The organism is Parasphingorhabdus litoris DSM 22379 (genome assembly GCF_020906275.1).
Classification (GTDB): domain Bacteria; phylum Pseudomonadota; class Alphaproteobacteria; order Sphingomonadales; family Sphingomonadaceae; genus Parasphingorhabdus; species Parasphingorhabdus litoris.
In genome coordinates, this window is record NZ_CP086727.1 from 1106856 (window position 1) to 1127897 (window position 21042).

At 54.5% G+C, this 21042-nt stretch carries 20 protein-coding genes; 15 read left to right on the plus strand and 5 right to left on the minus strand.

The genetic code is table 11. The features are described from left to right. Positions 1–152: 152 nt before the first annotated feature. Positions 153–1220 carry a DUF2332 domain-containing protein gene (locus BS29_RS05325; protein WP_229956180.1) on the minus strand — a complete coding sequence of 356 codons (1068 nt, stop codon included), beginning with the start codon at positions 1218–1220 and terminating at the stop codon, positions 153–155. A gap of 40 nt (positions 1221–1260) precedes the next feature. On the opposite strand from BS29_RS05325, the gene hisG reads away from it, so the two are divergent. From hisG to BS29_RS05365, 8 genes are all read left to right on the plus strand, one after another. After that, a complete protein-coding gene (hisG, locus tag BS29_RS05330; RefSeq protein WP_229956181.1) occupies positions 1261–1911 on the plus strand; it encodes an ATP phosphoribosyltransferase in 651 nt (216 codons plus the stop codon). Continuing rightward, entirely contained in the window at positions 1911–3209 is a 1299-nt protein-coding gene (hisD, locus tag BS29_RS05335; protein WP_229956182.1) for a histidinol dehydrogenase, read from the plus strand. Before hisG ends, hisD begins: the two co-directional genes overlap by 1 nt. Positions 3210–3227: 18 nt before the next feature. Then, on the plus strand, positions 3228–3755 hold the full coding sequence (locus tag BS29_RS05340; protein WP_229956183.1) for a DUF1993 domain-containing protein: 528 nt from the start codon (positions 3228–3230) through the stop codon (positions 3753–3755). After that, positions 3752–4201 carry a transcription antitermination factor NusB gene (gene nusB, locus BS29_RS05345; protein ID WP_229956184.1) on the plus strand — a complete coding sequence of 150 codons (450 nt, stop codon included), beginning with the start codon at positions 3752–3754 and terminating at the stop codon, positions 4199–4201. The genes BS29_RS05340 and nusB overlap by 4 nt, the downstream gene beginning before the upstream one ends. A 91-nt stretch (positions 4202–4292) precedes the next feature. Further along, entirely contained in the window at positions 4293–5228 is a 936-nt protein-coding gene (gene thiL, locus BS29_RS05350; RefSeq protein WP_229956185.1) for a thiamine-phosphate kinase, read from the plus strand. 158 nt (positions 5229–5386) lie between these two features. Beyond that, positions 5387–7504: a sodium-translocating pyrophosphatase gene (locus tag BS29_RS05355; RefSeq protein ID WP_229956186.1), complete on the plus strand. Its 2118-nt coding sequence runs from the start codon at positions 5387–5389 to the stop codon at positions 7502–7504. Between the two features lie 156 nt (positions 7505–7660). Further along, positions 7661–8878 (plus strand): GNAT family N-acetyltransferase, encoded by a 1218-nt coding sequence (locus tag BS29_RS05360; protein WP_229956187.1) that lies wholly within the window; start codon positions 7661–7663, stop codon positions 8876–8878. Beyond that, complete coding sequence (locus BS29_RS05365) at positions 8875–9750, plus strand: cupin-like domain-containing protein (RefSeq protein WP_229956188.1); 876 nt, start codon at positions 8875–8877, stop codon at positions 9748–9750. The genes BS29_RS05360 and BS29_RS05365 overlap by 4 nt, the downstream gene beginning before the upstream one ends. 257 nt (positions 9751–10007) lie before the next feature. Here BS29_RS05365 and BS29_RS05370 read toward each other — a convergent pair whose 3' ends face one another. Both BS29_RS05370 and BS29_RS05375 read right to left on the minus strand, forming a co-directional pair. Continuing rightward, complete coding sequence (locus tag BS29_RS05370; protein ID WP_229956189.1) at positions 10008–10451, minus strand: hypothetical protein; 444 nt, start codon at positions 10449–10451, stop codon at positions 10008–10010. Between the two features lie 122 nt (positions 10452–10573). Next, a complete protein-coding gene (locus BS29_RS05375; protein ID WP_229956190.1) occupies positions 10574–13099 on the minus strand; it encodes a TonB-dependent receptor in 2526 nt (841 codons plus the stop codon). Between the two features lie 220 nt (positions 13100–13319). Here BS29_RS05375 and infA point away from each other — a divergent pair, with 220 nt between their 5' ends. From infA to BS29_RS05410, 7 genes are all read left to right on the plus strand, one after another. Beyond that, entirely contained in the window at positions 13320–13538 is a 219-nt protein-coding gene (infA, locus tag BS29_RS05380) for a translation initiation factor IF-1 (protein WP_229956191.1), read from the plus strand. A gap of 30 nt (positions 13539–13568) precedes the next feature. Next, a complete protein-coding gene (locus BS29_RS05385; protein ID WP_229956192.1) occupies positions 13569–14150 on the plus strand; it encodes a Maf family protein in 582 nt (193 codons plus the stop codon). Then, positions 14140–15147, plus strand: coding sequence for a ribonuclease E/G (locus BS29_RS05390; protein ID WP_229956193.1), 1008 nt, complete (start codon positions 14140–14142; stop codon positions 15145–15147). Before BS29_RS05385 ends, BS29_RS05390 begins: the two co-directional genes overlap by 11 nt. Positions 15148–15366: 219 nt before the next feature. Further along, a complete protein-coding gene (maiA, locus tag BS29_RS05395; RefSeq protein ID WP_229956194.1) occupies positions 15367–16002 on the plus strand; it encodes a maleylacetoacetate isomerase in 636 nt (211 codons plus the stop codon). Further along, positions 15999–16409 (plus strand): GFA family protein, encoded by a 411-nt coding sequence (locus BS29_RS05400; RefSeq protein WP_229956195.1) that lies wholly within the window; start codon positions 15999–16001, stop codon positions 16407–16409. Before maiA ends, BS29_RS05400 begins: the two co-directional genes overlap by 4 nt. A 3-nt stretch (positions 16410–16412) precedes the next feature. Next, on the plus strand, positions 16413–18509 hold the full coding sequence (locus BS29_RS05405; protein ID WP_229956196.1) for a TonB-dependent receptor: 2097 nt from the start codon (positions 16413–16415) through the stop codon (positions 18507–18509). A 9-nt stretch (positions 18510–18518) separates the two neighbouring features. Further along, a complete protein-coding gene (locus BS29_RS05410) occupies positions 18519–18962 on the plus strand; it encodes a MarR family winged helix-turn-helix transcriptional regulator (RefSeq protein WP_229956197.1) in 444 nt (147 codons plus the stop codon). A gap of 81 nt (positions 18963–19043) precedes the next feature. Here the strand turns inward: BS29_RS05410 and BS29_RS05415 are convergent, their stop codons facing one another. Both BS29_RS05415 and BS29_RS05420 read right to left on the minus strand, forming a co-directional pair. Beyond that, entirely contained in the window at positions 19044–20033 is a 990-nt protein-coding gene (locus BS29_RS05415) for a type II secretion system F family protein (protein WP_229956198.1), read from the minus strand. Positions 20034–20050: 17 nt separating this feature from the next. Next, the gene (locus tag BS29_RS05420) at positions 20051–21022 is read right to left on the minus strand and encodes a type II secretion system F family protein (protein ID WP_229956199.1); all 972 of its coding nucleotides are present in this window, start codon (positions 21020–21022) and stop codon (positions 20051–20053) included. Positions 21023–21042 lie beyond the last annotated feature (20 nt).

Here is a 21042-nt window from a genome sequence, read left to right on the forward strand (position 1 = left end):
GGCAAACCGCTTTCCTACAGGATCGGCTTTTGGTAGATAGAGAATATCGATCAAAATGGTCGAACAGCGAAGATTTTTTAACGCCATTCAGTGTAAGTTCTGTATAATCTTTATCTAACAGGCCTTGAACCTGAACAGAATTAAGTGGGTCGTTAGGGCATCCCCAGCCATTTGACCCAGGCTCCATGCGCATGGGCTTCACCTAGCTTGACTGGTTCGCCTCCAGCGCCATCTTCTTTTGGCCAGTGTCGGACAATCAATTCATGGCGATAGGTTTCCCGGTTGGCTTCTAGAGAGAGCCAGGCCAGCGGTCGCTCTGCCGTGGCCCGGGCACCTGCTTCTTCCATGGCCAGCTTGATCCGTTCGCGTCCCGCTATTGGGATATATTGCCAGACGATGGAATGGACCAGTACGCGCGTGACGCCTGCTGTCTGAGGCTTGGCGAGTTGTTCGATCATCCAGTCGTCTGCGCCTGAACCCTGCAGATTGGGTGGCTGTTCGTTCACCAACTCGATAGCCGTCTTCATCCGCTCGAAGCGGACTTTATGCTCTGGCCAGATATAAGCGGTCAGGCGCCGGGCTTGCGCAGGATCAGTCAGATCAACCGGCGCGATGTCACAGCCATGCAGGGAGTCGAACGCAAAGGGGGCATCCGGGGGCGGTGGCCCTTCCCAGTCGGGTTTGAAGGAAAGCGGGGCATCTTCAGGACCGACCGAAACCCCGCCAAGATTATAATGATAGCGGTCGATCATGAGGTTCAGGCCAGCGCTGGATCCGATTTCCAGCAGCTCATAGCGCGGCGGCAGGCCTTGCTGGGTCAGCCACAGCAGCCCTGCGATATAGGAAGAGGAGCGCCCGGCCTCATTGGTCTGCGGCGGGGAGTCGAGCCAGGGCAGTAAGGCCGCTTCGTCTGTTTCGATCGTCGCCGCAATGATCTGCTCGGCATCTTTAGCAGCCTGCTCATCGCCCTCGTAAATGGCCGAAAGCCGGTCATGTTGACCCGCCAGATGCAGCGCGTGAAAGCCGCCAGCGACCCGCAAGGGCAGGGCATCGGCCAGTGGATTGCCTTCCCACCCAAGCACCTGGCGGCCCAGCTCAGTGCTGTCGTCCAGCGCTCCGATAATCGCCTCGACCATGCGGCCGGTAATCGGCGCGCCATTGGAACGGCAATATTCAATCTGGTTGGTGAAGGCGTCGTGTATCTTTTGCTGGTTAGACATATTGCCCTTTCCGGTATGAAGCCCTAATGCGTCGGCTTCTATGACCACACCCCTTATCTTTGCAATCCCCAAGGGACGGATTCTCGACGAGGCCTTGCCGATGCTGGCCAAAGTCGGCATCGAACCTGCGCCGGAATTTTTCGACAAGTCCAACCGCAGCCTGATGTTCGGCACCAATCAGGCGCATGTCTCGATCATCCGGGTGCGCGCCTTTGATGTGGCGACCTTTGTCGCCCATGGTGCAGCGCAGATCGGCATTGTCGGATCGGACGTGGTGGAAGAATTCAATTATAGCGAGCTTTATGCGCCGGTTGATTTGGGCATTGGCCGCTGCCGCCTGTCAGTGGCGCAACCGAAGGATGATGCCGAACAGATTAGCAATATCTCGCATATAAGGGTTGCGACCAAATATCCGAACCTGACCAGCCGCCATTTTGAGGCGCAGGGTATTCAAGCCGAATGTGTGAAGCTGAACGGGGCGATGGAACTCGCACCTTCGCTAGGTCTGTCACGCCATATTGTCGATCTGGTCGAGTCCGGCAGCACGCTGAAAGCCAATGATCTTGTCGAAACTGACCGGATAATCGACATTTCCGCGCGACTGGTGGTGAACCGGGCAGCGTTCAAGATGCGCAGCGAAGAACTGACCGGTCTGGTTCAGAAATTCCGCGAACTGGTGGGGCAGGTATAATGGCCTTGCGGCTTTCAACAGCGGATTCAGGCTTTGCCGATGCTTTTGACGCGTTGGTCAACGCGCGGCGCGAAGCGGATGCCGATGTTTCAGCCGATGTTGCTGCGATTATCAAGGATGTCCGGTCCAATGGCGACGAGGCAGTAGCCCGGCTTACGCAAAAATTCGATGGCCATGATCTGGAGTTTACGGGTTGGAAGGTCTCGGTCGCGGAATGTGAGGCCGCGCTGGAAAGCCTTGACCCCAATTTGCGAATTGCCCTGGAACTGGCCGCGATCCGTATTCGTGATTATCATGAGGGGCAAAAGCCCGATAACCGGGACTATCGCGATGATGCCGGTGTCCGCATCGGTGCGCGCTGGAACGCGGTGGAGCGGGCTGGCATATATATCCCCGGCGGCCGAGCGGCCTATCCATCTTCCGTGCTGATGAATGCCATCCCGGCCAAGGTTGCCGGCGCAGACCGCGTCATCATGGTCACGCCAACGCCGGGTGGAGAAGTTAATCCGCTGGTACTGGCCGCGGCCCAAATCGCGGGCGTTGATGAAGTCTGGCGCATTGGCGGTGCGCAAGCCGTGGCCGCATTGGCCTTTGGCACAGAAAAAATCGCGCCCGTCGATGTGATTACCGGCCCAGGCAATGCCTGGGTCGCGGAAGCCAAGCGGCAGGTTTATGGCGTAGTCGGTATCGATATGGTCGCTGGGCCATCCGAGATTGTTGTCGTAGCTGATGGTAAAAATGATCCGGACTGGATAGCCGCCGATCTCTTGTCCCAGGCGGAACATGATCCGACCAGTCAGTCGATATTGTTTACGGATGATGCAGCCTTTGCCGATCAGGTGGCTGCGCGGGTCGATGCCCAGCTTGCCGAACTGGCGACGAGCAAAACGGCGACGCAAAGCTGGACCGATAATGGTGCTATCATAGTGGTTGACCGGTTGGAAAAAGCGATGCCGCTGGTCGATCGCCTAGCCGCTGAACATCTTGAACTGGCCTGTGACAATCCGCAGGCCTTGTTCAACAAAGTCCGTCATGCGGGCTCTGTATTTTTGGGGCGTCATACCCCAGAGGCGGTCGGTGACTATGTTGCCGGCCCGAACCATGTGTTACCCACCGGAAGGCGCGCGCGCTTCTCGTCTGGCCTTTCCGTCACCGATTTCATGAAGCGGACCAGCTTTCTGGAATGCGATGAAGCGGCGCTTGGCAAAATCGGCCCGGCGGCCGTTGCCCTTGCGGAAGCCGAAGGATTGCCTGCCCATGCGGCAAGCGTAAAAAAGCGGCTAGACACGCGCCGATAATCAAAAGAGATAGAACCAATGACCATTTCACTTTATGATGCCGTTATTCCATCACAGCTGCAGATTATTGCAGCTGTTCGCGCGCTGGTCGACAAGGCCAAAGCACATTGTGCGGAGACCGGCACGGCTGCGGAAGACATTATCGGTGCCCGGCTGATTGAAGATATGCAGCCCTTTTCCTATCAGGTGAAATGTTGCCGTGAGCATTCGCTGGGCGCGATAGAGGCAGCGCGTGAAGGCGTGTTTACCCCCAGCCTGGCGGCACCGCCAGACAGTTGGGAGGGGCTTTACGAAAAGCTTGATGAAGCCAAGACCGGGCTTGAAAAGGTTGATGAAGCAGAGATGGCCGGTTTTGTCGGACAACCCATGGAGTTTCGTTTCAGAGAGACCGTGATGCCGTTTACAGTCGAAAATTTCCTGCTCAGTTTCGCGCAGCCCAATTTCTATTTCCACGCCACCACGGCCTATGATCTGCTGCGTGAACGCGGGTTCGAAATTGGCAAAATGGATTTCGTGGGCGTTCCGCGGATGAAGCAACCAGCATGACGGCAAAATCAAACACCCGTTCCACCGCCCGTCTTGCCGCGGTACAGGCACTTTTCCAGCATGACATGGAAAAGACACCGGTCCCGCGCCTGCTGAAGGAATTTCATGATCACCGTCTGGGCGCGGAGATTGAGGATGCGCAATATCGCCCGGTCGAGGTGGATTTCTTTGATGATATCGTCGTTGGAGTGTCCGAAAAACGCGACGAAATTGATGCGCTGATCTCCGAAAAACTGGCATCCGGCTGGTCTATGGGGCGGCTCGACAAAACTATGTTGCAAATTTTGCGCGCCGGGGCCTTTGAATTGATGGCGCGGGACGAAGTCCCGACGGGGACAGTAATTACCGAGTATGTTGACGTTGCACATGCCTTTTTTGACAAGAAGGACAGCGGCTTCATAAACGGATTGCTGGACGCAATAGCGAAGCAGGTTCGGGGCAGCTGAGGGGCTGACATTCATGCGGTCCTGCTTTGTAGGGGAGCGTGAGTGTTAGTAATAGATGTGGGGCACATCTTCTTTGTGAAGGGGGCCTCAATTGACCGAACTAGATTTTATTGACCAGCTGAAAGCACTGGCGACCCATCCGGCTGCACGCGGGTTGGCTGATGATGCCGCGGTTTTACCCTTTGGTCGGCACAAGCTGGTCATAACCCACGACATGATGATCGAGGATGTCCATTTTCTGTCCTCGGCAGATCCGGCCGATGTGGCCTGGAAGCTTGTGGCGGTAAACCTTTCTGATCTGGCCGCCAAGGGCGCAAAACCACTCGGCATATTGATGGGTTATTGTCAGACTGGTGACGGCGCCTGGGATACGGCTTTTGTTCGGGGGCTCAAGGAAGCAATTGGCCATTTTTGTGTGCCTTTGCTGGGCGGAGATACGGTCTCCGCGGGAACAGATGGCAAACGGACACTGGCACTAACCGCTTTTGGTGAGGCGAAAGGGCATATCATTCCTGCTCGCTGTGGTGCGGAACCAGGGCATACCATATATGTCACGGGGAATATTGGCGATGCTTGGGCCGGTTTGCAGATAGCGTCTGGCAAAGCCCATGCCGTTGATATCGAAACCTCTGCGGCGCTGTTGAAAGCACATAACCGGCCTGTTCCGAAACTGGATGATGGCCGGGCATTGTCATCATTGGTCAGCACGATGATGGATGTTTCGGATGGGCTGTTGCTGGATGCCTCACGGATAGCCAGTGCCAGCGGAGTTAATCTTGAAATTAATCTGGATAATCTTCCGCTTTCACAATCCTTCAAAACTGTCTTTGGTGAGGACGAAGAAGCTAGAATGAGCGCAGCGACAGGTGGTGATGATTATCAATTGTTACTGACCGCTAGCCCGGAAACCGTATTGCCGATCAACCTGACCCAAATTGGCAAATGCCGGCCCGGATCCGGTGTGTCGCTGGTTCAAAAGGGTGAACGGATCGGTTTACCCGAAACGCTGGGTTTTGTGCATGCTTGATCAGACCTGATTTCTTACAATGCGCGAGGTATCTGAATTGCTAGGATATAGCCGTAAAATCAGGGGTTGCGCCATGCGCTTCACGCTTTATAAGTTTCCGCGATATTGCCCCAATTCTGGGGCTTTTCACTATAAAATATAGGGGGAGAAGAACAGCAATGACTGTTGTCACCATTTCAATAATATGCGGTTTAATAGCCGTTTTATATGGGTTTATTACAAGCCGTCAGGTGCTCGGCGCGCCGGCTGGCAATGAAAAAATGCAGGACATTGCAGCGGCCATTCAGGAAGGTGCGCAAGCCTATCTGAACCGCCAATATCGCGCGATCGGTATCGTTGGCGTTGTGGTTGCGGTTATTGTTTACTTGTTCCTTGGCGGCATATCGACCGTCGGTTTCCTGGTCGGCGCTATTCTTTCTGGCGTTGCAGGTTATATTGGCATGAATATCTCGGTTCGCGCCAATGTACGCACTGCACAGGGCGCTAGTGACAGCCTTCAAACTGGCCTCACCGTCGCATTTCGCGCTGGCGCTGTAACCGGCATGTTGGTGGCTGGCCTTGCGCTTCTTGCTATTTCCATTTTCTTCTGGGTGCTCACCACGCAAATGGGCCTTGAAGCCAATAGCCGAACAGTGATTGACTCGCTTGTAGCCCTGGCATTCGGTGCTTCGCTGATTTCCATCTTTGCGCGTCTGGGCGGCGGTATTTTTACCAAAGCAGCTGACGTTGGCGCCGACCTGGTCGGTAAGGTTGAAGCGGGTATTCCAGAGGATGATCCACGCAACCCTGCTACTATCGCGGACAATGTTGGCGATAATGTTGGTGACTGTGCTGGTATGGCGGCAGACCTTTTCGAAACCTATGTTGTGACCGTTGGTGCAACCATGGTTCTTCTGGCTCTTCTGTTTGGCGATCTGGTTGGTGATACCATGCTCAACAGCCTGATGGCTCTGCCTCTGATCGTTGGTGGTGTATGTATCATTACCTCGATCATCGGTACTTACATGGTTCGCCTGGGTAACGGCACAAATATCATGGGCGCTTTGTACAAAGGCTTCATCACTACAGCTGTTCTGTCGATCCCGGCGATCTGGTACGTCACAATGCGCACCGTCGGTGACATGAATGCTGTTATCGGCGCTAATCTGGATGGCACAGGCGGTTTCACTGGCATGGCCCTGTTCTGGTCGATGATGGTTGGTCTGGCCGTTACCGGTTTGATCATCTGGATCACCGAATATTATACCGGCACGGAATATCGCCCGGTCCGTTCGATCGCTAAATCATCGGAAACTGGTCATGGTACCAACGTGATCCAAGGCCTTGCTATTTCGATGGAAGCTACCGCATTGCCGACATTGGTAATCGTAGTCGGCATCGTTGTGGCGTTCCAGCTCGCTGGTCTGATCGGTTTGGCTTTTGCTGCAACATCGATGCTGGCCCTTGCTGGTATGGTTGTGGCTCTTGATGCTTACGGCCCCGTAACCGACAATGCTGGCGGTATCGCCGAAATGTCCGGTCTGGATGAAAGCGTTCGGGATAAAACCGATGCTCTCGATGCTGTGGGTAACACCACCAAAGCGGTTACCAAGGGCTATGCCATTGGTTCTGCTGGTCTGGCAGCACTCGTCCTGTTCTCGGCTTACACAGCTGACCTCAGAGAGTTCTTCCCGGATCTGCAAGTCAGCTTCAGCCTCGAAAATCCATATGTGATTGTTGGCCTGTTGCTTGGTGCGTTGCTGCCTTATCTCTTCGGAGCCATGGGCATGACCGCTGTGGGCCGTGCTGCCGGTGATGTTGTTGTCGATGTCCGCGATCAGTTCGCCAAGGACAAGGGCATTATGGATGGCACATCGCGTCCAAACTATGCCCGTACGGTGGACCTTGTGACCAAGGCGGCGATCAAGGAAATGATCCTGCCATCGCTGCTTCCGGTTCTGGCACCGATTGTGGTCTATTTCGGGGTTACGGCTGTATCGGACCAGTCCAATGGGTTTGCGGCTCTGGGCGCATTGCTACTCGGCGTGATCGTCTCCGGTCTGTTCGTTGCCCTGTCGATGACAGCCGGTGGCGGCGCATGGGACAATGCGAAGAAATATATCGAAGACGGCAATCATGGCGGCAAGGGCAGTGAAGCCCATAAAGCGGCTGTGACGGGCGATACAGTGGGTGATCCTTATAAGGATACCGCTGGTCCAGCCGTGAATCCGATGATCAAGATTACCAATATTGTTGCCCTGCTGCTGCTCGCGGCGCTGGCACACGGCATGGCATAAGCCAGACCAAATAATTGGTTTAAAAGACCCTGCCGGAAGCAATTCCGGCGGGGTTTTCTTTCAGGGTTGGTCCATGGAATGGCCAAATAATCGCCGTTAATCGCTTATTACCCTATTTTTGCTAGCAAAATGCCCGGTTGAAAGAGGGCAAAGCATATGGATGCAGGCGGGTTTCAGACCCAAAGCGACGAGGCGGTTCATTACGAAACGTCCGATCGCGTGTGCTTGCAAAGCTCGGCCGCAGCTGAATTGAAGCCGATCGCCGCGATGGATGCTGATTTGCTGCCATCCTGGCAAAAACTGGCCCGCAATGCAGCGGAACCCAATGTCTTCTATGAACATTGGCTCTTGAGCCCCGCCTTGCAGCATTTCAGCACCCATAGAGAACTCAGCCTGTTCCTGTTCTGGGCCGGTGCGCCTCATAAATCCGACTTGCTTGGACTGATGCCGATCGGGCCATCCCGTCAATTGGGGCGCTGGCCAGTGCCTTTTGTTCAGAACTGGACCCATCATAACAGTTTTCTCGGCACGCCATTGGTACGCATCGGATTTGAACATCAATTCTGGACGGCTTTGTTCGAGGAATTGGATATCAAAAGCTGGCCCGGTTTCCTGCATATCCGAGGGTTAACCGTCGGCGGGCCTCTCGATCAGGCTTTGCGGGCTGTCTGTGCTCGCCAGAAGCGGCGCTGCGATCTGGTGCATAGCGAGGCGCGGGCACTGCTTCAAAGTGAACTCGACGCAGAGGCATATTATGCTGAAACGGTTCGGTCCAAGAAGCGCAAGGAATTGCGTCGTCAGGCCAAGCGATTGGCCGAGATGGGCAACCTAAAATTTTCGCATAGCATGGATGATATCGGGCTGGGGTCATGGATCAACGATTTCCTAGCGCTAGAGCGGCAAAGCTGGAAAGGGCAAGAAGGCTCGGCGCTTGATTGTTCGGGTGAAACGCGCAGCTTCTTTCACGAAGCGTTGGCAGGCGCAGCAAGATCCGGTCAGCTCGAACGCCATGATCTCAGGCTGGATGACAAGCCGCTGGCGATGCTGGTGAATTTTCATTCCGCTCCGGGAAGCTTCTCTTTCAAAACTGCCTATGATGCCAACTATGCGCGCTTTTCCCCCGGCGTTTTGCTGCAATTGGAAAATCTCAAAATACTCGGGCAACCGGCTATTGACTGGATGGACAGCTGCGCAGCGGAGGACCATCCGATGATCGATAGGCTTTGGTCCGGGCGCCGCCATATTGGCCGTTTTTCCATCGAACTGAAAGGCCTGTCGCGTACCGCGATGTTCCGAAGTGTGCGCTTGGGCGAAGACTTGATGGCGCATATCAAAAAGCGGGAAATTGTCGATATTGCGCAGGTGCAGACATGAACCAGATTGCCAGCAAGGATGCGTTTGAAAGACAGGTTTTCGGTGAGGCAGCCCGGCGAAAATTTGCTGGCTGCTATCCTGAAAAGCCTCAGATCATCGATCATAACATGGCGAAAAATGCTCTACTGACGCTTGATGCTCTGGCCAGGCTGGGAACAAAGTTACCGGAAACCAGCGTTGAGTATAATCCCGGTGACTTGCCGGTCGGGATTGATCCAGATGATGTGCCGGATAACGGCATGTCGATTGCCGATACGATATTGATGATCGAAAATTCGGCAAGTTGGGCCGTGCTCAAAAATATCGAACAGGTACCGGAATATGAGGCATTGTTGCTGTCTCTGCTGGCGGAAATCGAACCGATACTGGAAAGCAGGACGGGCAAGATGCTGCGGCCGCAGGGCTTTATCTTTGTGTCGTCGCCGGATGCGATGACGCCTTATCATTTCGATCCGGAACATAATATATTGCTGCAACTGCGCGGGGAGAAAATAATGACGGTTTTCGCCGCCGGTGATGAGAATTTCGCTCCTGCAACCGCGCATGAATCTTATCATACTGGCGGACCGCGCAACCTGACGTGGCAAGAGGGATTTGCCGAGCAAGGGCAGGCCTTTCATCTGACGCCTGGAAAAGCAATTTTCGTGCCCGTGATGGCGCCGCATTTTGTAAAAAATGGACCGGCGCCCAGCATATCGCTTTCTATCACCTGGCGTTCCGACTGGAGCTTTGCTGAAGCGGATGCCCATGCGTTTAATCACATGCTGCGGGGGTGGGGGATAACGCCCAAGGCGCCCGGCCGTTTTCCGAAGCACAATAAAGGCAAGGCCGTGAGCTGGCGGATCTTGCGAAAACTGGGTCTGGCAAAATAGTTTTTTGCTCACAGAATTCGAGCGAAGTTCACAATATTCACATAGTCCATTTGGGCAAATTTTTGAATGTAATATTCTTCCAAAGTTCACACAATTCTCACCCCGCCTCATGCGGGTGCAAGGCGGTTTCATTTCAATCCTTCAGACTGAATAAGAACAGCTTCACAATATCATATCGGCATGTCTGTAGGAAAGCGCCCCGTCAAAACTGCTTTGCGGGACGCTTTCAGAGCAGATGTATAAAGCCCAAGCTTGGCCTAGGCTTCTTCCTCATCGTCTTTCTTGCCGAACAGGGTGGAATATAATCCGAACAGGATCAGCAAGCCCGCTGGATAAATGCCCCACATATGTTTCCATCTTGAAAAGCTGTACCCTTCGGTCGGGTCCGAGCCCAGTGCGGCAGTTAACTTCGACAATTCTGCTTCATTTAACGGTAGATAGGAATAACCGTCTTCGGTTTCGGAATAGAGCACGAATATGTCGGTCGCTGCCTCAGCCCAGAGCGGCACGGTAAAGAGGCTGGTTGATTCATACATATAGCCGACATCGACATAGCTGCCGTCGATTTGATACTCGGCTGTATCCGGCAGATCTTCGACCAAAGCTATTTCCTGATTGGTCGTTCCACGCTTTCGCGCTTCGGCTGGTTGCGACACAGCAATTGCTAGAAAAAAGCCAATAATTACAGTAATGTGTTTCATATTCCCCCCTTTTGAAGCGGCGACGATAGCTCGTACAACGCCCATGTGAGTGATGTAGATCACAGAGAAAATAATTATGTAGCGGGGTCAGAATATGATGCGTGTTCCGTCCTATTCCGAAGCTAAAATCGCTTGCGAAAACTCACCTCAACATAGCGCCCGATTGGATCGATAAATCCCGGCTGATATCTAAGTGGAACCAATCCATCGCTGTCCCGCACGTCCTGAATATCGTTGAAGACATTATCGATCCGAAACGCGATCCGGCTGCCTTTGAGGAATTTGAATCGCTCGGTCAGAGTGCCGCGATCATCCAGATTGATAAACATACGCAGGTTGAGCGTAGTCAGATCGGAAAATCTCAGATCGGAGCTGGTCAGACCGCCATCTACGCGCGTGGCGGTTTGATGCTCTGCCTGAAGACGGAAACCTATGCCATTGTTGAACCAGCGGCCTTGTAGCTCAAATTCATGGCGGGGCTGACCGCCGGTTGAGCCGATTGCTGAGCCGTTCAGCAAGTCTAACTCTTCGACACCGGGGCGGATCAATACACGCTCATCGATGTGAACGGTGTGATAAGCCGATACACGCCAGCGACCGCCACCTCGCCTGCCGGGGCCACGACTGCTGCGCGGTGGCCGACCCGCGCGATCGCTCGAACGTTCGGCATCAGGCCGGCCTGCTTCGGATTGCTCGGTACCGGCACCACTTTCTGGTGGTGGCCGGTCGCCAGGCGGTCCGCCACCTCCGCCGCCTGGCCTTCCGCCTGCGCCGCGAGGTCCGCGTGCCCCGCGCCTTTGGCCAAAGCGTTTGGAAAATTCCAGACCATATCGAATGCTCTCGCTGCGGACATTGCTGTAATTGACTGGGCGCTGATCAATGGCGACGAGACGGCCTGTTTCATCACGCGTGACACGGTCGGGAAAAGCAGCCTCGATTTCTTCCGTCAGAATGGGAAAATCGGACGCAACATTCTCGCTATTGTTGCGAATATATTCGCCCAGGAACATCATGCCATCCAGCCATTCAGGGCTGTAATTGACCGCCAGTTTGATATCTCGCCGTTTTTCCGCTGGCAGGTTCAGATTACCGCCGGTGGTAATGCTGGCCAGCACGGTTTCGCCATTGGTGAAGTCGAAAGTGGTGACATTCGGTGTGACTATGACCGGATTGCCAAGCTGCTGGATGGTGGGCGCGGCTTCTTCCCCAATGGCCGACGCGGTGAACACCAGGCCGTCGAGCGGTTCCCAGTTCAGGCCAAAGCCGAATTCCACCAGCCCGCCAAAATCGGACAGCTCACTATAGCCCAAATTACCATTGATCGACAGTTGGCCAATAGTTTCGGCAACATCAATATTCTCGTCCGCAAGAGGAATGTCGATATTGATACCGGCATTGAAATTATCCCGGCCGAGGCTGCTCAGCGTCGTGAGGCCATCGGTGGTGTCGCGGCTGTCGAGATCCTGCCTTCTATAGCCGCCGCGCAAGGTCGTGGTGACCGAACCGGAGGGCAGGTTCAAGAGCCCGCCGGAGATGGTTGCCAGGGATTCAAGCGTGTTGCTGACCGATCGCGCCTCATCGGTGATTGGGGGCGATAGCAAGGCCCCAAAGTTGGCGGCAAACGGGTCGACTGTGCCGGCGTCAATCGCCGCCTGCAGGGCGCTGATATCACCGCTATTATCAGTCTCGGTTTCGGTTTCCACTCGCGCATAATCCGCGGTCAGGGACCAGCGCCAGCCGGATAGCATGCCGTTCAGCACCGCGCCGCCCTGAAAGGTGTTGGTCTCGACCGTTTTGCGCAGCGGACCAAATTGGGTGAAATAGCGAAACAGGCTGTCACCAGTCACCGGTAAATCCAGCGTCCCGCTTGGCAGTCCCAACAGAGCGCGGGACTTGTCGTAAACATATCCACCATTGAGCGACAGCGACATGCCATTGGCAAAGGTGCGGCTGTAGTTGCCGTTAAATTCAACCGTATCCGTTGGCGCGCTTAATGTCCGGAAACGCCCCAGATTAACCAGATCGCCAGCCGAATCCTGAATGATACCGCGCTCTGCCTCGGTAATCGCAGTTTGCGTTTCATATTCGATATCCAGGTTCAGCCGGCTGTTCTCGCCAATGCGAGTGAAGGTAGATTCCAGCTCCGTCTTGCCCATGTCTCCGCGGGTCGGGACGCCATATTCCACCTCGGCCCCAAGCCCGGTATAATCATCCTGCAGGATGAAGTTGATCACGCGCTCATCGGGGGCATAACCATATTGCAGGGCCAGCTCTTCCGGGAACACCTGAACGCTTTTAATCGCTTCCGGTGGCAGATCACGAATGTCGCGGAAACCCGATGTGCGCTGGCCGTTGATCAGCACAATTGGCCGTCCGCTGCCTCTTCCGCGGTTGGAAGTGGTTTGCGAACTGAGCTCTCCGACCAGGTCTTCGACAGAGGACACACCATAGCTGGCAATATCATCCGCATCGAGCTCCACAATCGGTGGGACTTCTGTGATTACAGACCCGCGCAGGCGTTCGGCGGTGACGACAATTTCCTCGTTTTCAAGATCGTCGTCATTGGATTGGGCGTAAGCAGGAAGCGCATTTAAAATGGAAAGGGCCAATATGCTGGCCCCAAAATATCTAGGGGAGGATTGGGTCATTACTATCGCTCTAACAACTCAGGTGCTGGGGGAAACACGTACAAATTGCCGTGCAGAGCGATCGTCATCAATCAATTGTTTGTAATAATTTGTCGCAAGGCCGGAGCGTCGCCATATTTTACACCACGCAGCAAATCCTTCCCTTTTCGCGAATTAGGGGTTATGGCGCACCGCAACACGTCGAAAAACCCACGAATCAACAGGGATGAAGTAAAGCCGAATGGCAAAAGAAGAACTATTAGAAATGAAGGGGATAATCCGCGAATTACTCCCCAATGCAATGTTCCGGGTCGAATTGGAAAATGGTCATGAAGTCCTTGGCCATACCGCTGGCAAGATGCGCAAAAACCGCATCCGTGTGCTGGTTGGTGATGAAGTACTCGTTGAACTCACACCTTATGACCTGACCAAAGGTCGTATCACTTATCGCTTTAAATAAGCGCGGTATGCTGCGGTGGCGGCCTCGCAAATGAAACTGGTGTTGGCATCATCCAGTCCGCGCAGACGCGAGTTGCTCGGCCGGTTGGGAGTGGCGCCAGATCGCATTGCTTCTCCAGACATTGATGAAACGCCCAAAAAGGGTGAACTGCCTCGCGATTATGTGCTGCGCATGGCGCGGGAAAAGGCCGCTGCTGTAGAACGTGCGGACGATGAAGTGCTGATTGCGGGCGATACGATCGTGGCGGTGGGTCGGCGGATTTTGGGCAAAGCCGAAAATGACGCGGAGCAGCGGCAATATATGGAGCTTTTGAGCGGGCGGCGGCACCACACCATGTCGGCGGTCTGCGTGATTGCGGCGGATGGAACTGCACGCACCAAATTGTCGGACAGCATCATCAAGTTCAAACGGTTTCAGAATAGCGAGATTGACGCCTATATCCAATCCGGCGAAGGGCAGGGCAAAGCCGGTGGTTATGCCATTCAAGGGCTGGCTGAAGCCTTTGTGATTTCGATTAGCGGCAGCTTTAGCGGGATCATGGGGCTACCGCTGTATGAAACCCGTAATCTGCTCATTTCCTCGGGTTATCCTCTCAATCAAAATGGCGCCTGATTTCCAAAATGGCTGGCTCTATGAAGCCGGTATTGGTGAAAACCGCGCCGCGCATATTGTTGACGGCGCATTGGCCGGTGTCCGCGTAGAGCGAGAACAAGTTGGCGCGAAGCTCGGCTCTATTGTCGATGCCCAGTTTACGCAGCAATGGGTGGCGGGATCGTCGGGTATAGCGACACTCGACAGTGGGGAGCAATGCCTGTTGCAACCACTGCCGAAAGACCTGACCGAAGGCGCAACTGTGCGCGTGGAAATTGTTCGGGAGGCTTTGAACGAAAAAGGTGGGCAATCGAAACGGGCCAAGGCGCGACCGGCAGGCGAGGGCGCCGCTCTGGTACAAGGCCCCAGCCTGCTGGATAGCATCAAAGCCAGCGGAGCAGCGATCCATCAACTGCAGGCGCATGAACCGGACATGCTGGCGGCCATGGGTTGGCATGAGGCGATAGAACAGGCGGAATCCGGACGCATTGATTTTGACGGCGGAAGCCTTCTGGTTTCACTCACACCGGCGATGACGGTGATTGATGTAGATGGGCCGCTTAAACCATTGGAACTGGCCAAACGCGCGGCGAAAGAAATTGCGCTGGCACTGACTCGGTTTGATATTGGCGGCTCGGTTGGTGTGGATTTTCCGACCTTGCAGGCAAAGGCAGAGCGTACGGAAGTCTGCGTGATATTTGATGAATATATGGCCGGTAATTGCGAACGGACGGCGATAAATGGCTTTGGCTTCATGCAGGTGGTGAGCCGCAAGACGGGGCCTTCGGTTCTGGACGTGATGCAGGCGGACAAGGTGCTGAGTGCGACCCTCGCTCTGTTGCGCCAGGCGGAACGGGCTCAAGGGACTGGTGCTATGCGGCTGGACGTGCATCCAGCGATTGCAGCGAAGGTGAAGCATCGGCAGGCTTGGCTGGATGCGCTGTCCAGGCGTACCGGTCGTAGCATTTCGGTCGCCGCAAAAGGCGATATCGCTATCGCAGGCGGGCAGGTCAGCTAATCCTCTCCCCTTGAGGGAGAGGAAACGGAGACTTGGCAGCTTGCTGCCTAGTCGAGTTGGAGAGGGGGCTGGCTTGGTGTATCCTCTCCTACCCCTCACCAAGATTTTCTAGTCAGTAAACTGACAAGCAAATCTTTCCTCTCCCTCAAGGGGAGAGGAATCAGTCACTCGTCGCTACACCTCTTGCAATTCATCCTTGTCCTCTGCACAAGCCGTTCCATGACAGATATCATTCTCTATGACTATTGGCGCAGCTCCGCGAGCTATCGGGTGCGCATCGCTCTCAATTTGAAGGGCATTGCCTATAAGTCGGCGTCGACCAATTTGCTCGACGACAGCACGAAGCAGGCCGACTATATTGCCCGCAACCCGCAAGGTTTCATTCCGATGCTGCACATTGACGGGCAGGATCTAACCCAGTCGCTGGCGATTATCGACTATCTTGATGCGACCCATCCGGAACCGCCGATGGTTTCGAGCGATCCGTTGGAGCGCAGCCGAACACTGGCCCAGGCACTGGTGGTCGCGGCGGACATCCATCCGGTCAATAACTTACGGATCATGAAATACCTCAAGAATGAAATGGGGCAGGATCAAGAGGCGATCAACATCTGGTATCGCAACTGGGTGAGCGAGGGTTTCAAAGCACTCGAAGCCATGGCCCCGGATACGGGCTTTTTTGGTGGCGATGCACCCAATCTGGCCGATGTCTGCCTGGTCCCGCAAATGTATAATGGCCGCCGGTTTGAAACCGATATGACGGCCTTTCCAAAACTCGTGCGGATTGATGCGGCATGTAATGAACTGGAGGCTTTTCAGAAAGCGGCTCCGGAAGCGGTGAAGGAACAATCATGAAAGTGACAGGTGGCTGCTATTGCGGCGCGGTGCGCTATAAGGCTGAAGGCGAACCGATGATGAAGGCAGAATGTTTCTGTCGCGAGTGTCAATATATCACGGGCGGCGGAAATTTGCTGGTCATGGCGATGCCGGTGGAAGGCTTTGAGCTGACCAAAGGTGCCGTAAAGGGATTTACGCGCGATGATCTCGAATATGCGGTGACGCGCGAATTCTGCGAAAATTGCGGCACGCATCTCTTCACCCGCGCACCACGTTTCAAAGAGGGCGTGATTATCAAAGTCGGGTCATTGGATGACCCCAGCGTTTTCGGTAAAGCGGAAAGCGCCAATTATGCCTGCGATGCGCAGCCTTATCACCGATTGCCGGACGACATGCCCGTCAACCAGAAGTGGATGCACAGTTAAACCATGAAAAGATCATTTTTTGCGTTGCCATTGATAGCGCCCATTTGTCTTGCCAGCACCCCGGCTCTGGCAGACTCTGATGCAGAGTCGGCAGCTGTAGCTGCAGAAGGCATTACCGTTACTGGCCTACCACTGCCCGATGCGGATGATGCCTACAGCACCACTGTGATTGAGCTGGATACAGATGAGCGCATTGAGAACGCATTGCGCACGGTTCCCGGACTTCAGCAATTCCGTCGGTCCGATGCACGGTCGGCCAATCCTACCAGCCAGGGGATTACGATCCGTGGTCTGGGTGGCAATGCGTCTTCGCGTGCGGTGCTGCTACTCGACGGTGTTCCGCAAGCCGATCCGTTTGGCGGCTGGGTCGCTTGGCCAGGTTATGACGCTTTGGCACTGGATTCAGCGCGGATTACACGTGGCGGCGGCAGCGGCACCGAGGGGTCAGGCGCCATCGCAGGCACCATCGAACTGTTCAGCCAGGATGTCGGCAATTTGATCGAACTGGGCGCAGCCTATGGCAGCCGCAACAGTGTCGACGCGGATTTGCTTTTCGGCCGTGAATTGGGGCAGGGGCAGCTGACGATCTCCGCCAATTATGCACGCGGCGACGGCTTTACACCGATTATCGAAAGCCAGCGCGGTGATGTCGATCGTCAGGCGGAATATGAGCAGGCCGGTATTGCGGTGCGCTATGTTGCGCCGCTGACCGATAGCACCGAATTGCAGGCCAATGTACGCGCGTTTACCGATGACCGGGAACGCGGTTTTGCGTTTAGCGAAAATCATAATGATGGTGCGGATGCCAGCATCCGACTGGTCAACCGGTCCGATACTGGCTGGCAATGGTCGGCTTTGGGATATGTTCAGATCCGTAATTTTGATGTGAGTTTTGGCGGTGTCGCAGCGGATCGCAACAGCGTGCGCCGCGTGTTTGAACAGTTTAATGTGCCTTCAACCGGCCTTGGTGCGCGGTTTGAAGTGCGCCCTCCGGTTGGCGAGAATATTGAACTGCGCATCGGCGGCGACTGGCGGCGGACGGAAGGGGAAACGAACGAGAATTTCTTTTTCCTCGACGATGATACGCCGCGCCGCAGCCGTAATGCCGGCGGTTCAACCGCTACCTATGGCGCCTTTGTCGAAGCCAGTGTGCAGGCGACCGAAGCTCTTACATTGACGGGCGGCGGCCGTATTGATTTTTGGACCATTGATGACGGTTTCCGGAGAGAGATTGAACTGATCAATCCATTTCCGGGATCGGTGCGCACAGATGCCCAGTTTGACAATCGCGATGGCACCGAATTTACCGCACGCGGCGGCTTTGCCTTTGATGCGACGGAACAGCTGACATTACGGGGTGCGGCCTATCTCGGCTGGCGCCTGCCGACACTGAACGAACTGTTCCGTCCTTTCCGCGTTGGACCGGATGCGACAGCGGCGAATGAACTGCTGGAACCAGAACAGGTGAAGGGTGCTGAACTGGGACTGGATTGGAATAGTGAATTTGTCTCTATTGGTATCACCGCTTTCTATAACGAACTGGATGATGCCGTCGCCAATGTCACGCTCGACAGCGGACCGGGACTATTCCCCGGTGTCGGCTTTGTCTCTGGGGCTGGGGTTTTCCGCCAGCGCCAAAATCTGGACTCCATTGAATCCAAAGGGATTGAAATCGACACCGAATTTGATCTGGGCAGTCTGGTGGAAAATTTGTCAGCCCGTGCAGCCTATTCCTACGTCGATGCGGAAGTTAACGCATCCGGCGATGCCGCAGCGGTTGATGGCTTGCGACCGGCGCAGATCCCTGAGCATAATGCTTATGCCAGCCTGCTTTGGGAGCAAGACAATGGCACCGGTGCATCGGTTTCACTGCGTTATATCGGTAACCAGTTTGAGGATGACCAAAACACCCGTCGCCTTGATGATGCGTTTACCGTCGATGGCCGCCTTGCTTTTGCAGTGAATGATCGTTTGTTGGTCGAAGGACGGGTTGAAAATCTCTTTAACGCACGGGTAGAGACCGCAATTAGCAGCAGCAATATTATCGAGCGTGCCTTTCCGAGGACATTTTGGATTGGACTTCGCACTCAAATTGAATAAATATTATTTATGACCACTAATCTCGACGATTTCATTCCCTATCAACTGTCCACCGCTTCCAATGCGGTGAGCGACCTGATTTCCAATGAATATAAAAGCCGTTTCGGGCTGAAAATACCGGAATGGCGCGTCATGGCAGTCTTGGGAAGTCGCGGGGCTTCTACACAGCGGCAGCTCGTTGAGGCGACGCTAATGGACAAGGTGACCGTCAACCGCGCGGTGAAGACATTGGTTGACCGGCATTTGCTGGATCGTAGCCCCAATAGCGCTGATGGCCGTTCTCATCATCTGATGTTGAGCAACACCGGCCGGGACCTTTATGATCAGATCATGCCCGCAGCGGAAGTGATGGAAAAGAAAATCATGACAGTTTTGAGCGCCGATGATCGCCAGCAGTTGTCAGTAATGCTGGCAAAGATTAAACAATCTGCGGATGATATTGCTGCGGGCTAGGTGGCGTCGTTTATGAGCCAGACAAATAAAAAGAGCGGCTGTTGAAGGCCGCTCTTCTTGGTTTTGAGATTGTGATCTTCGCTATAACATAGTGTCCGAGATCGAACAGGCTGCTGGGCCAAGGATCACGATAAACAATGTTGGTAGAATGAAGAGGATCAACGGGATCGTCATAATTGCTGGCAAACGTGCTGCCTTTTCTTCTGCGCGCATCATCCGGTCGTTACGGAATTCAGCCGACAATACCCGCAAGGCTGATGCCAAGGGCGTACCATATTTTTCAGTCTGGATCATTGTCGTGACCACACCTTTGACATGTTCCAATGCCACACGATAGGCGAGGTTCTCAAAGGCTTGACGACGTTCGGTCAGAAAACCCAGCTCGATCGATGTCAATGAAAATTCATCTGCCAGTTCAGGATAGGCATCACCCAATTCCTTAGCTACGCGGGCAAAGGCGGCATCGACGGTGAGGCCAGCTTCGGCGCAAATCACCAGCAAATCGATCGCATCTGGCAAGCCCTTGCGGATCAAGTCGGTCCGCTTGGCGATCAGGTTGTTAAGATAGACATCAGCACCTTTGTAACCCGCGATACAAGCACCGGCAAAAGCGCCAAACCTCTTGATTGGGGTCCAGTCGGGCAGATAGTCAAACCCATAGAGAGCGACGGCTGCACCGCCGCCCAAGACGATGGGAAGTACCAGACGGCTGAAGATGACCGCATAGGCCAAGTCTTTTGAACGGATACCGGCTTGGGCTAGCTTCTGCTGCGATTCTTTTAACTGATCGTCCTGCAAGACCTTGAGGCCCGCCAAAAAGCCGCGCATGCGGTCGGTGGTATCATTTTGCTGAATCAGCTTGGCGCGTTTTTTCGTGGTCGAAGCGGTAATACCAGCTTTGAGTTGCTCACGCCGCTCATTGAGCGATTTGACGCGCTTTGCCATCGGGTCACGGACCGTGACTGCCGTATAAATCGCGAAGATCACCGCGATGGTCGCGACAGCAGCCAAAATGGTTGCCACCCAGAGGACATCTATTCCCAGTAATGTTGGACCGTCAACTTGGGTCATTGCATCACACCTTCAGCTTAGATTTCAAAGTTGACCATTTTGGCCATGATGAACACACCAATGCTCATCCAGGTAAGTCCGCCAAGGCCTGCAATAATCAGGCGTTCTTCATGGAAGAATCCCGCCAGATAAGAGGGGTTAACCGACCATACCAAAGCGAAAACGATGAAGGGTAGCGAACCAACGATATAGGCAGACGCTTTCGATTCCGACGACATCGCCTTGATCTTCAACTTCATCTGCCCGCGTTTGCGCAGCACGTCCGCCAGGTTGGCAAGCGTTTCTGCGAGGTTACCACCAGTTTCACGCTGGATCGCCAGTGTGATGCAGAAAAACTTGAATTCCGGCGTGTCGAGCCGCTTGGCGCTTTCCTGCAACGCGTCTTCCATCGTCCGGCCAATTTTGATCCGGTCAACAACCTTACCAAATTCCTCGCCAACGGGGCCATCAATCTCTTTCGAAACAACACCAATGGTCTCGGTAACAGGCAGACCAGAGCGCAGGCCGCGCACCAAAAGCTCAATTGCGTCGGGAAAGGATGCGGTAAATTTGGTTACCCGCATGCTGATCAAGACACTGACAATCATATGGGGAAGGCCAAAGCCGATTGCCAAACCGCCAAACAGACATAAAAATGCAGGTGCACCCTGGAAAAATAAGCCAGCCGCTACGATGACAGCGACGCCGCCACAGACGCTGAAAAACTGTTTGATGGTCCATTCCCGACCGGTCCGATCGAGCCGGATTGCGAGCATGTCCATCTTCGACAGCGTTTCGCCTATAGGACGATGATTTTTACGACGGGCAGAGACCGCCTTTTTCATCTGCTCTTCCATTTTGGCGTTGGTGCTCTCCGAATGACGGAAGCGCACCTTGTCCAATCGCTTCGCCTTTGCCGCTGACTCCGAAGGGCCGGCAAATGCAAAGACGACGAGCATGAGGAATATCAATACCCCTCCGGCAATCATGGCTGTCTGCATCATATCCATTACGTGCGTCCTCGCATCTC